Source organism: Alteromonas sp. ALT199, assembly GCF_018619335.1.
Taxonomy (GTDB): Bacteria; Pseudomonadota; Gammaproteobacteria; order Enterobacterales; family Alteromonadaceae; genus Alteromonas.
Map to the genome: position 1 here is coordinate 46,096 of NZ_JAHHDX010000039.1, position 12,302 is coordinate 58,397.

Genomic DNA, 12,302 nt, shown 5'->3' on the forward strand with positions numbered 1-12,302 from the left:
AATGTTTGCACCTTCAGTAAGTATTCACTCACAAAAAACACATACCCCAAGTGAGTATGGCAAAGTGGCTGTGCTGCTTGGTGGTGATTCTGCCGAGCGCGAAGTATCTCTAAATTCGGGGAACGCTGTGTTAAACGCACTTTTAAGGCAGGGCGTAGATGCCTTCGCGTTTGACCCAGCAGAGCGACCGCTCACTGATCTTCTCGACTTAAACGTCGATAGAGCGCTAATTATGCTACACGGTCGCGGCGGTGAAGATGGCTCTATGCAAGGCGCCCTTCAGTTCTTAAAAATTCCCTACACGGGAAGCCCTGTTTTAGGCTCTGCGCTGGCAATGGACAAAATTCACACCAAGCAAGTGTGGCAAAGTTTAGGTTTACCCACTGCAAAATATGAAATTGCTGATAAAAGGCACTTTGAAGCTGGTAAGTGCAGCGCTATAATGGATAAATTGGGGAATGAAGTCATGGTAAAACCGGCCAGAGAAGGGTCGAGTATTGGCATGGCGAGAGTGACAAGCGCTAAACAGCTCGAAACTGCCATTCAGGACGCTTTTAAATACGATAATCAAGTCCTGTTAGAGCAGTATATAGATGGCCCGGAGTTCACTATTTCTGTGTTACAGGGGCAGGCGTTGCCGTCTATTCGCATGTCTACTCCACATACATTCTATGATTATGCTGCGAAATATCAGGATAATACAACAGAATACTACTGCCCAAGCGGCTTGTCTGAAGAGCAAGAAGCACAGCTAGCAAAACTGGCATCTCGTGCTTTCGACGCTATTTCTGGCAGTGGCTGGGGCAGAATTGATGTAATGCAGGACAACCAAAGGCAATTTTATTTGCTAGAGGCAAACACAGTACCTGGCATGACAGAAAAGAGTTTGGTGCCAAAGGCCGCCAAAGTTGCAGGATTAACATTTGACGAACTGGTGCTAAGTATTCTTTCTACCAGTTTTGATGACATTGCAAACAAGGCGTAAGCGTGGCTGATACCAATGCTAATCAAAATAAGCCTGCTTTAGAAAAAGAAGGCAAAAGCAAAACAGCGGTATGGGGCGGCGTTGCTTTCTTACTGTTTGTTGTTGCAGGATTAGTTTTTGGCGGGCTTAGAGCAAACCAGTATATGCAAGATGAACAGCAAATGCCGGTACAGGTTATCGATTTTTCTGGTGATTATCAGCACATCGATATTACCAAGCTTGAGCGCTTAATACGTAAAGCGCAGCCTGGAAGCTTTTTCGCGCTTGACGTTAACGAGGTGTTTGAACTTGTGGAAGCGCAGCCTTGGGTCTATCGCGCTTCAGTAAGAAAGAAGTGGCCAAATACGTTAAAGATTTATTTGGTTGAGCAGCAGCCTGTTGCGCAATGGAATGAAGATTTGTTGTTAAACCCTTATGGCGATACGTTTAACGACGAAGGCGTGAAGCTGGACTTACCGCGCCTGTACGGTCCGGGGGGCAGTGAAAAAACAGCCCTTGAAGGCTACAACGCGATGCACGCGCTGATTGCGACAACGGATATGATGCTAGACGAGTTGTCGTTAAGCGAACGATTTGCATGGCAAGTGCAGTTGAAAAACGGCATTAAATTGAATTTAGGGCGTCAGGAGTTTATCGATAGGCTACAACGGTTTATTGATGTTTATCCACTTTTGGCGCAACAAGAGAAGGCGGTGAAATACGTCGACCTTCGCTATGACACGGGCGTAGCAGTCGGATGGAAAGACGACAGCGCCACAGATGAAGAGAGTTAAGGAAACCATGTCAAAACCTGCTGAACGCAATTTGATTGTAGGGCTAGATATCGGCACCAGCCAAGTAAAGGCTGTGGTGGGTGAATTACTAGAAGATGATCAAATCAGTATTGTTGGCGTGGGCACCCATGCATCTAAAGGCATGGATAAGGGCGGCGTTAACGATTTAAACCTGGTCGTTAAGTCGGTACAGCGTGCTGTAAACGAGATGGAGTTAATGGCAGATTGCCGTGTGTCTTCAGTTTTCATGTCTATCTCGGGACGACACGTTAAATGCCAAAACGAAAATGGCATGGTACCGATTAACAACCAAGAAGTAACACAAGAGGATGTAGATAACGTTATTCATGCGGCCCGCAGTGTGCCTATTGCTGCAGAACGCCGTTTGCTTCACGTGTTACCTCAAGAGTTTACTATTGATGTACAGGAAGGCATTAAAAACCCTATCGGTATGTCAGGCGTAAGAATGGAAGCTGATGCTCACATTATTACCTGCGCTGATGATATGGCGAAAAACATGGTGAAATGCGTAGAGCGTTGCGAACTCAATGCCGATCAATTGATTTTCTCAGCATTGGCATCAAGTTACGCAGTGTTAACAGACGATGAGCGTGAGCTGGGTGTTTGTGTAGTGGATATCGGTGGCGGCACTATGGATATGGTTATCTATACTGACGGCGCTATACGTCACACCGCAGTTATACCGGTCGCAGGTAATCAAATTACCAGCGACATTGCAAAAATATTTAGAACACCAATCAGCAATGCTGAAGAAATAAAGGTGAATTACGCCTGTGCATTGAAAGATATGGTGAGTATGGAAGACAGTATTGAAGTGCCTAGTGTCGGTGGACGCCCGGCTAGAGTCATGTCTCGCCATACGTTAGCAGAGGTTATTGAGCCTCGCTATCAAGAACTTTTTGAGCTGGTGCATGATGAAATTCGCGCCAGCGGTCTGGAAGAACAAATTGCAGCAGGCCTTGTACTTACTGGTGGTACCGCTAAGATGGAAGGTGCTGTTGAATTTGCTGAAGAACTTTTCCAGATGCCCGTGCGCGTGGGCAAACCCATTAACGTAAAAGGGTTATCTGAATACGTTGATGACGCTGGTTTTGCGACAGTCGTAGGACTGCTGCAATATGGCAAAGTACAATCTGATAATAAGAAGTCCAGTACGCAGAAAACCGGTGAAAGCTTATTTCATCGAGTGCAAAGCTGGTTTAAAGGTGAATTTTAATTTTTTTGGGGGCGCTATAGCTACGGCATTGAGGCTAGCAGGAAGCAATTAGCCTAAGGGAATGACCTGGCGTAGTGTTTAAAAAGACGTACAACCGGAGAGTAAGTATGTTCGAATTAATGGATAGTCACGGCGAAGAAGCCGTAATAAAAGTCATCGGTGTCGGTGGTGGCGGTGGTAATGCCGTTGAGCACATGGTGTCTCACAGCATCGAAGGCGTAGAGTTTATTGCAGTTAACACAGACGCACAGGTGCTTCGTAGCTCAAATGCTGACGTTACGCTTCAAATTGGTTCAAGCGTAACCAAAGGATTAGGTGCAGGTGCCGATCCAAATATTGGTCGCGAAGCTGCGCAAGAAGACAGAGAAACCATTCGTCAGGCGTTAGATGGTGCCGATATGGTTTTCATCACTGCCGGTATGGGCGGTGGTACAGGAACGGGAGCTGCGCCAGAAGTCGCTAAGATTGCCCGTGAAATGGGTATTTTAACGGTAGCCGTGGTTACTAAGCCGTTCCCATTTGAAGGTAAAAAACGTACCTCTTTCGCAGAGCAAGGCACGGTAGAGCTTGCTAACAACGTTGACTCGTTAATTACCATTCCTAATGAAAAGTTACTAAAAGTCATGGGGCCAGGTACGCCATTGCTGCAAGCGTTTAGCGCAGCAAATGATGTACTACGCGGTGCGGTTCAAGGCATTGCCGAGTTAATTACCCGCCCTGGTTTGATCAACGTCGACTTTGCAGACGTACGTACTGTTATGTCTGAGATGGGTAAAGCCATGATGGGTAGCGGTGCAGCAAGTGGTCCAGACCGTGCTGAAGAAGCAGCAGAAGCAGCAATTGCCAGCCCATTGCTTGAAGATATCGACCTGTCAGGTGCGCGCGGAATTCTTGTTAATATCACGGCAGGACCAGATTTCGCTATTGACGAGTTTGAAACTGTAGGTAATGCGGTTAAAGCATTCGCATCTGAAAACGCGACAGTTGTTGTAGGTACCGTTATCGATATGGAAATGACAGATGAACTTCGCGTAACGGTTGTTGCAACCGGTATTGGCGCAGAGCGCAAGCCTGACATTTCATTGGTAAGCTCTGAAGGTTCTCGCCTTACAACGCCAGCAAAAGAATACGGTAGTGCACAAACAAGTGAGCCGCGTTCAGCTGTAGGTGGTACAGAGGGTAACCAAGCGCTTAAAGCCGATGATAGTGCACAGCCAGACAACGATTTGGAGTATTTGGATATTCCTGCGTTTCTTCGCAAACAGGCAGACTAATTTAGCTGCCTGAAAAGGAAGGGAATTATTTTACGTTTGTGTTGTCTCACTTGTTAAGGTGTATTTACACGACGTGATAAATTCGCGTGAAAGGGTCAAAAAAATTCGCAATCTGACTGAGTGAAATCCGTCAGAACGGGTGCTTTTTGACATGTGAGTAATAACTCACTATAATTCGCGCCCGCTTTTTTAATAGGTAAAAGCTTAAGCACATGATTAGACAACGTACAATCAAGCAATCGGTTCAAGAAACCGGAATTGGGCTTCATAAAGGGGAAAAGGTCACAATGACTCTCCGACCTGCGCCAGCAAACACGGGTATCGTGTTTAGGCGTGTTGACCTTGAACCACATGTTGACATACCTTCGCGTGCGAACGCGGTAGGTAACACCATGCTGTGTACGTGTCTTAATAACGAAGATGGTGTGACTATCCAAACGGTAGAACATTTAGCCTCTGCGTTAGCAGGCTTAGGTATCGACAATATTATTGTTGAAGTAGACAGTAACGAGCTACCAATTATGGACGGAAGTGCTAGCCCGTTTGTATTTTTGCTTCAATCTGCCGGTATTGAAGAACTGAATGCGCCTAAGCAATTTATCCGTATTAAAAAGCCTGTTCGCGTAGAAGAGGGCGATAAGTGGGCCGAATTAGTGCCCTATGACGGTTTCCGCGTTGACTTCCAAATTGACTTTGATCACCCGGTGATTAGCCAAACTCGTCAGCATATGACTATGGACTTTGATTCATGCTCGTATGTTAATGAAGTGAGCCGTGCTCGTACCTTCGGCTTCATGCGCGATTTGGAGTACATGAATGCCAATAACCTAGCATTAGGTGGCAGCATGGAAAACGCGGTAGCGTTAGATGAATTTCGCGTATTGAACCCAGAAGGATTACGTTACGATGACGAATTCTTGAAGCATAAAATATTGGATGCTATCGGTGATTTGTATCTTGGCGGCCATAGCTTAATTGGTGAATTGCGCGCATATAAAACGGGCCATGGCTTGAACAACAAGTTATTAAACGCTGTACTGGCACAGAAAGAGTGTTGGGAGTTTGTGACGTACGACTCGCAGGAAACTGCACCAATTCGTTATGCTCAACCCGCGCTAGCGTAGAAATTTAGAAAAGCCGCCTAACGGGCGGCTTTTTTTCATATGGCAATTACTGTAATAAATGATACAGTAGCCGAATAATTAATATAAATTTCACCCTTGTGACACAAAAATCATCAGTTGAAGGTACTCGCCTTTGGCTAAAAACACATTTGCAAAGGCGTGAAACAGAAATTTTCTTCGTGGTATGAGACTAACAATTACATTAGCAGGTAAAAATAAACGTTACAGGCACAGTATTAGTGTCCGTACGCTTGTGAGCGCAACCGTGCTCTCATCTATTTTTATGCTGGTCTCGAGTCGCTCAACGGAATCGATGTCTGAAGATATTTCTCGTGTGCGCTTAGCGCAAACTGAAGTTAGTGAAAATAAAAAAGACGTTGAAGCACTTAAGCAACAAACCACAGTTAAACTAAAAGCTTTGCTTTCTTACGTAGCAGAATTATCGGCTCAGGCCACGCTACTTGATGAGAAGGGCAAGCAAATCGCAACAGAATTAGGTATGTCAGCGGCTGACCTGGACGCTTTCGTACCGGTATCGATACCGGATAACCTCCATAACGACCCCATCCTTCATGAAATAGCCAAACTAGAGCAATCGCTTGATTTAAAGTCTCAACAGTTGTCTATGCTTGAAAGTTTGGTGCGGGGTCACCATATCAACGAACAGAGCCAATTATCTGGTCGTCCGATAGAGTCAGGGTGGTTGTCTTCTTATTATGGTATGCGGGCCGACCCGTTTACTGGCGAACCTACTATGCATAAAGGTTTAGACTTCGCGGGTAAAGCAGGTGAGCACGTTGTGGCAACGGCCGCGGGCATTGTGACCTGGGCGGGTGAACGCAGCGGCTACGGCCAACTAGTAGAAATTGATCACGGTGATGGTTTTGTTACCCGATACGGACACAACAATACCCTTACTGTTTCAATAGGCGATGTGGTAACCAAAGGGGAACCTATCGCAAAAATGGGCAATACGGGGCGCTCTACGGGCGTTCATGTTCACTACGAAGTAATAAGAAACGGAAAACAAGTCGATCCTCTGCCTTTCGTTTACAAAAAGTAGACTAGGTAGCAGCCAGGTAATTCACGTTAACAAGGCCTTTTTAGCAAAGGTAGTGTGTAACGATGAAGCATAATTTTAGAACATCGCCAAATACAACAGGGTACTGTTGTGTTTTATACGTTTAATGTAGCTGTGCACGCTGTACGGCGCCTCGACAAGTATTGGAATAAAAAAGCTAATGTTTTCAAGCATCCTTCGAAAAGTATTCGGTAGTAGAAACGACCGACTATTAAAAAAATTACGCAAAAACGTAGATGCCATTAATGCACTGGAAGCAGAATATGAAAAGCTTTCCGATGAGGCGCTAAAGGCTAAAACTGACGAATTTAAAGCTCGTATCGAGAAGGGTGAAAGCCTAGATAGTCTTCTAGTCGAAGCTTTTGCAACGGTGCGTGAAGCCAGTAAACGTGTTTATGGCATGCGCCACTTCGACGTGCAAATGCTAGGTGGTCAAGTACTGCACGAAGGTAAAATCTCAGAAATGCGTACAGGTGAAGGTAAAACCCTTACGGCTACTTTGCCAACTTACCTTAACGCACTATCGGGCAAAGGTGTTCACGTTGTTACCGTAAATGACTACCTAGCACGTCGTGATGCTGAGTGGAGTAATCAATTATTCATGTTTTTAGGTATGCGTGTAGGTTGCAACGTACCGGGCATGTCACCCGAGCAAAAGCGCGACGCTTACCAAGCAGATGTTACCTACGGTACCAACAACGAGTTTGGTTTTGACTACCTGCGTGACAATATGGCGTTTAGCCCTCAAGACCGCGTTCAGCGCCCGCTTAATTATGCTGTAGTGGATGAAGTTGACTCAATTCTTATCGACGAAGCCCGTACGCCCCTAATCATCTCTGGTCAGGCTGAAGATAGCTCAGAGCTTTACCGTCGTATTAACGTCATTATTCCTAAACTTGTTCAGCAAGAAAAAGAAGATGAAGAAGGTCAGGAAGGTGACGGCGATTACACTATTGACCTAAAAGCAAAGCAGATCCATCTAACCGAGCGTGGTCAAATTCATGTAGAAGAAATTCTTCATGAAGAAGGTATGCTTCCAGAAGGCGAGTCACTGTTTGCTGCAGGCAACATCTCACTACTTCATCACATCAATGCTGCACTTCGTGCGCATAAGCTATTTGCCAAAGATGTTGACTACATCGTTAAAGAAGATCAGATCGTAATCGTTGATGAGCATACGGGCCGCACAATGGAAGGTCGACGTTGGTCTGAAGGTTTACACCAAGCCGTAGAAGCGAAAGAAGGGGTTCGTATTCAAAACGAAAACCAGACCCTAGCGTCAATTACGTTCCAGAATTACTTCCGCTTGTACAACAAGCTTGCGGGTATGACAGGTACTGCCGACACAGAAGCTTTCGAATTTAATCATATTTACGGCTTAGAAACGGTAGTAATTCCAACAAACCGCCCTATGCAGCGTAAAGACAATGCAGACCTAATTTACCTAACTGCAGAAGAGAAATACGAAGCCATTGTTGAAGACATTAAAGAGTGTGTTAAACGAGGACAGCCCACGCTTGTAGGTACGGTTTCTATTGAGAACTCAGAGCTCATTTCTCGTATTCTTAAAAAATCGAAAATCCCTCATAAGGTACTAAACGCTAAGTTCCACGAACATGAAGCCGATATTGTTGCGCAGGCTGGTAAGCCTGGTGCTGTAACCATTGCGACTAACATGGCTGGCCGTGGTACCGATATCGTATTAGGTGGTAACTGGCAGGCTGAGCTAGAGAAAATTGAAAATCCGACTGAAGCGCAAATTGAAAAAGTAAAAGCGGCATGGAAAGAAAGTCATGACGCAGTTCTAGCGTCAGGCGGTCTTCACATTATTGGTACAGAGCGTCACGAATCTCGTCGTATTGATAACCAACTTCGTGGTCGATCAGGCCGTCAGGGAGACCCGGGTTCAAGCCGTTTCTACCTTTCATTAGACGACGCCCTAATGCGTATATTTGCCTCTGAAAAGATGGGCAATATGATGAAGCGTTTAGGTATGGAGCGTGGTGAAGCGATTGAGCACCCTTGGGTAACACGGGCTATTGAAAATGCGCAACGCAAAGTAGAAGGCCGTAACTTCGATATTCGTAAACAATTACTTGAATACGATGATGTAGCTAACGATCAGCGTAAAGTCATTTACGAACAACGTAATGAGCTTCTTGATGAAGGCGATATCAGCGAAACTATCGCTGCTATCCGTGAAGATGTTATCTCAGGTGTAGTAGACGAATACATTCCACCTCAATCTCTGGAAGAAATGTGGGACGTGAGCGGCCTAGAAGAGCGCATGCGTGCTGACTTTGCGGTAGATCTGCCTATTAAGACATGGCTTGAAAATGATGACAAACTGTATGAAGAGAAGCTGCGTGAGCGTATTTTAGGCGAAGTGGTAAGTGCCTATAAGCAAAAAGAAGAGGTTGTGGGTGAACAGGTGCTACGCCAGTTCGAGAAAGCGGTAATGCTGCAAAACTTAGACAGCCACTGGAAAGAGCATTTGGCGGCAATGGACCACCTACGTCAAGGTATTCACCTTCGTGGCTATGCACAGAAAAATCCTAAGCAAGAGTATAAGCGTGAATCGTTTGAATTGTTCTCGCAAATGCTAGAAGCACTTAAGGTTGAGGTTATAACCATTCTTGCCCGCGTTAAGGTACAAGCCGAAGAAGACGTGCAAAAAGTAGAAGAGCAACGTCGTCAGGCTGACGATGTTCCTAAAAACTTCGAACACGAAGAAGCAAACGCTGCGCCTGAAGAGGCAAGTGACAAAGTACGTACGCAAGTTCGTGAAGGCGCTAAAGTAGGTCGTAACGACCCTTGCCCTTGTGGTTCTGGTAAGAAATACAAGCAGTGTCACGGTAAGCTTAAGTAATGAAAGTAGTACATGTTGCTGTGGGCGTAATCGCCCGCGGCGATGAAATATTCATTACCCTTCGCCCAGACAATGTTCATCAAGGCGGTAAGTGGGAATTTCCTGGCGGTAAAGTGGAAGAAGGTGAAAGCGTGCTTCAGGCATTAAAGCGTGAGCTTGCTGAAGAAGTAGGGATTAGCGTGAACCGCAGCGAACCTGTTATTGTTATCACCCATGATTATGGCGATAAGCAAGTTAAGCTAGACGTCCATCGCGTTTATGACTTTACCGGTGAGCCTCATGGTAAAGAGGGGCAGCAGTCTCGATGGGTTAATGTAAAGGCACTTAACGCCGAAGACTTTCCAGAAGCGAATGTTCCCATTATAAAAGCATTGCAGTAACAAAAAATGGCCACATCAAAATGTGGCCATTTTTTATTCACTCTCTGACGTGCCTTGAGCATAGTTTTAACGCAAAGTTAAACACATTATGTCTTCAAAGCAGCGTTATGCTCATTAACCACTTTCTCAATTAGGAGGCGCGCTCATGCAGACCTGAACGCCCCTTCAGCGCGTCGCTGCCTACAGCTACTACAAGTCAATACGTTCAGACGTGGCAAACGCAACATCCAGTTTGAAATACGCCGCTTCGTTGATGAAATGAGGGTAGGTTTCATTTTTACCCTCCCAAAGAACATCTTTGCCATCAAAGGTTCTAAACATGGGAGAGCCTGGTAACAAGGGCTTAAAGTCATTGTCTTGTAATGAATGATGAACCATAGCGGTGCGCTTGCCATTTTTATCTAAAGGAAAATTGATGTTTTCCCCCAAGCGAAACGCTTCACACCTTGGTAGTGCGTCCGTTTTTATTTCTTGATTATTATAGGCTACACAAAAATCTAAAATGGCTTCAGCCATAGTTTGTGTTAAAAGGTACACATCTTCTCGCAACACACCTTGAGGCTGTCCACCAACCTCAATCATTACGCCTTTCTTACCGGTAGTACACATATAGCCGTGCTCAAGATAAGGTTTCTCATCTTCCACCAATATATTTGCTTCAGGCATTTGCTGCTTAACGAACCGCGCTAGCTGGATATGAAACTCATCCGCTTCTAAAATTATCAGCGTAGCGCCCATCTCGCTAGTGGTGTTGTGAATATCAATAACAAAGTCGGTATTTGAGTCGCCTTTTGGACCAAATTTCTCATTCAAAGATTTGGCAAGTACCGCTTCTTTGGAAGAGTTATCACTGGCTAAACCCTCGAAGGTAAACTGCCTATTTAAGTCTTCTTCTACAAAGCGCACGTTAGCAGCAAGGGCTGCTTCGTTGGCTATGCTTAATGAAACATTAAGCTCACTAAATCGCGAAGGTAGCCCAAACTGTTGCCAGTTTTGAATAAGCTGAATACCACTGGTTTCATTGCCATGAGTTCCACCAACAAGCGCGATAGAGTTAAACATTACTATTCCTTTTTACTAGTGTGAAGAAGCGGTAGGTCAGTGTATATATAAGAGCCCAGATAGGCCCAGATGGGTCTAAACAAGGCATGAAAGGCTATCGCTAGCTATTTAAGCTTAGCCTAAGATTTTGCCAGCAATATACCCATATTATAATGAGAAGCCATTCAGCTTCCTTTCAACTACCTGACTCTGAACTACCTGATTCTGAATGACTTGATACTACACCAAGGAATCGGGGACGAAAACACGTCAGCACGCGAATTTACTTAATTAGGTATCGTCTATTATCGGAAAAAGTGTTTAGCCACTTAGTGTTTAAAGAAGTCATCAGACTGCTGCGCCAACATTGCCTCAATTTCTTCTACATCAATATGTTTGGGCGTGGCATCTTCTGCTGGCTTACCGGTAATTTTTCTATCTTCTGCTGCCCACTCACCTAGGTCGATAAGCTGACACTTCTTGCTACAAAAAGGGCGATATTCGCTTGTTGGCGCCCAAACAACTTGTTTGGCACAAATAGGACATTTCACTTCCATAATAGACTCCAGTGAAATACGTCTTTGCGGTAGCGTTAAAAAGAATTAACGCTATCCAAGACGAAAAATATTGAATAAGAACGAAGTTTAGCAGGCCGCTAAACGAAACTGAATACTGTTTTCCACCGCGCCGGTTTGCCCTTCTTGCGGCGAAAACAACATAAAACGTAGGGCGTAACGGTATTTATTCCCGCTTAATGTTGGGTAATAGCCTTCATCTACACTACATTTTACGCGAATAAGTTCGTTTTTGTCTTCCGCAGCGCCTTGGTAAAAGCCGTTATCTGCCACCGCGTTTACAAACTGGCCTCGCTCGCGAATAAACGATAAGCTGACCGCAATAGCATCGTCAAGAAGCCCTAGGGTGTCTAACCATTGTGCAATTTCAGTTTGCCGCTGTTCGAGTGGTTGCTGTAACCAGAAGTGTAAATTAGGCAGGTCGAAACTACATGCGCCACCGGGTATGGCAAACCGCTGTCTTATGGCGCTTAGCAATTTATCGTCTTTCAGTATGCTACCAAAACGGCGATCAGTCTTAAGCTTTTGCCTCAAGGTGAGTACGGTTTTTAAGGCTTGCTCTAAGGCCGTACTGTCTATTTTGGGGTGCTTAGACCAGTACACCAAATTCTTTTCGTGTGCATCAAGATCTTTAGTTAAGTCTGAGCGAAGGTCGAGCCTTTCTATAAGGTCGAGAAGTTCAAAAAGTTGCTCAAAGAAAACAAGTTGAAGATGAGTGTGTTCTGACTTCGCGGTAATTTTAAGTTGCCCAAGCAGCTGCTCAACACGTAAATAGTTACGTACTTTTTCCTTTAGTGGAAACTCGAATACAGCGCTACCCATGGAACCCCTTAAAACACATAGACTTAAACAAACTGCACTACGAACTAATAGGGCAGCGAATTACAACAAGCCTAAAGCATCAAGGCATTTAAGCCAAGTCTACTTGTTCGTCAAATGCTTACTTTGACGCCATTTGGTCAA

At 45.0% G+C, this 12,302-nt stretch carries 11 protein-coding genes; 8 read left to right on the forward strand and 3 right to left on the reverse strand.

Annotated elements, in window-relative coordinates:
- The first annotated feature begins 1 nt into the window (after window position 1).
- The 8 genes from KL866_RS04175 (at window position 2) to mutT (ending at window position 9,723) form a co-directional block, all read left to right on the forward strand.
- The gene (locus tag KL866_RS04175) at window positions 2-985 is read left to right on the forward strand and encodes a D-alanine--D-alanine ligase (protein WP_214993589.1); all 984 of its coding nucleotides are present in this window, start codon (window positions 2-4) and stop codon (window positions 983-985) included.
- A gap of 2 nt (window positions 986-987) precedes the next feature.
- Window positions 988-1,758 (forward strand): cell division protein FtsQ/DivIB, encoded by a 771-nt coding sequence (locus tag KL866_RS04180; protein ID WP_025256142.1) that lies wholly within the window; start codon window positions 988-990, stop codon window positions 1,756-1,758.
- 7 nt (window positions 1,759-1,765) lie between these two features.
- The gene (gene ftsA, locus KL866_RS04185; RefSeq protein WP_014980043.1) at window positions 1,766-2,995 is read left to right on the forward strand and encodes a cell division protein FtsA; all 1,230 of its coding nucleotides are present in this window, start codon (window positions 1,766-1,768) and stop codon (window positions 2,993-2,995) included.
- 107 nt (window positions 2,996-3,102) lie between these two features.
- Window positions 3,103-4,269: a cell division protein FtsZ gene (gene ftsZ / locus KL866_RS04190; RefSeq protein ID WP_025256141.1), complete on the forward strand. Its 1,167-nt coding sequence runs from the start codon at window positions 3,103-3,105 to the stop codon at window positions 4,267-4,269.
- 212 nt (window positions 4,270-4,481) lie between these two features.
- The gene (gene lpxC / locus KL866_RS04195) at window positions 4,482-5,393 is read left to right on the forward strand and encodes a UDP-3-O-acyl-N-acetylglucosamine deacetylase (protein WP_025256140.1); all 912 of its coding nucleotides are present in this window, start codon (window positions 4,482-4,484) and stop codon (window positions 5,391-5,393) included.
- Window positions 5,394-5,577: 184 nt separating this feature from the next.
- On the forward strand, window positions 5,578-6,456 hold the full coding sequence (locus tag KL866_RS04200; protein WP_025256139.1) for a M23 family metallopeptidase: 879 nt from the start codon (window positions 5,578-5,580) through the stop codon (window positions 6,454-6,456).
- 178 nt (window positions 6,457-6,634) lie between these two features.
- The gene (gene secA / locus KL866_RS04205; protein WP_025256138.1) at window positions 6,635-9,343 is read left to right on the forward strand and encodes a preprotein translocase subunit SecA; all 2,709 of its coding nucleotides are present in this window, start codon (window positions 6,635-6,637) and stop codon (window positions 9,341-9,343) included.
- Window positions 9,343-9,723 carry an 8-oxo-dGTP diphosphatase MutT gene (gene mutT / locus KL866_RS04210; protein WP_025256137.1) on the forward strand — a complete coding sequence of 127 codons (381 nt, stop codon included), beginning with the start codon at window positions 9,343-9,345 and terminating at the stop codon, window positions 9,721-9,723. The genes secA and mutT overlap by 1 nt, the downstream gene beginning before the upstream one ends.
- 189 nt (window positions 9,724-9,912) lie before the next feature.
- On the opposite strand, the gene KL866_RS04215 is transcribed toward mutT, so the two are convergent.
- The 3 genes from KL866_RS04215 to zapD form a co-directional block, all read right to left on the reverse strand.
- Complete coding sequence (locus KL866_RS04215) at window positions 9,913-10,785, reverse strand: aspartoacylase (protein ID WP_025256136.1); 873 nt, start codon at window positions 10,783-10,785, stop codon at window positions 9,913-9,915.
- A 308-nt stretch (window positions 10,786-11,093) separates the two neighbouring features.
- Window positions 11,094-11,321 (reverse strand): DNA gyrase inhibitor YacG, encoded by a 228-nt coding sequence (gene yacG / locus KL866_RS04220; RefSeq protein WP_061486400.1) that lies wholly within the window; start codon window positions 11,319-11,321, stop codon window positions 11,094-11,096.
- A gap of 87 nt (window positions 11,322-11,408) precedes the next feature.
- Window positions 11,409-12,161, reverse strand: a complete 753-nt coding sequence (gene zapD, locus KL866_RS04225; protein ID WP_025256134.1) for a cell division protein ZapD — start codon at window positions 12,159-12,161, stop codon at window positions 11,409-11,411.
- Between the last annotated feature and the right edge of the window lie 141 nt (window positions 12,162-12,302).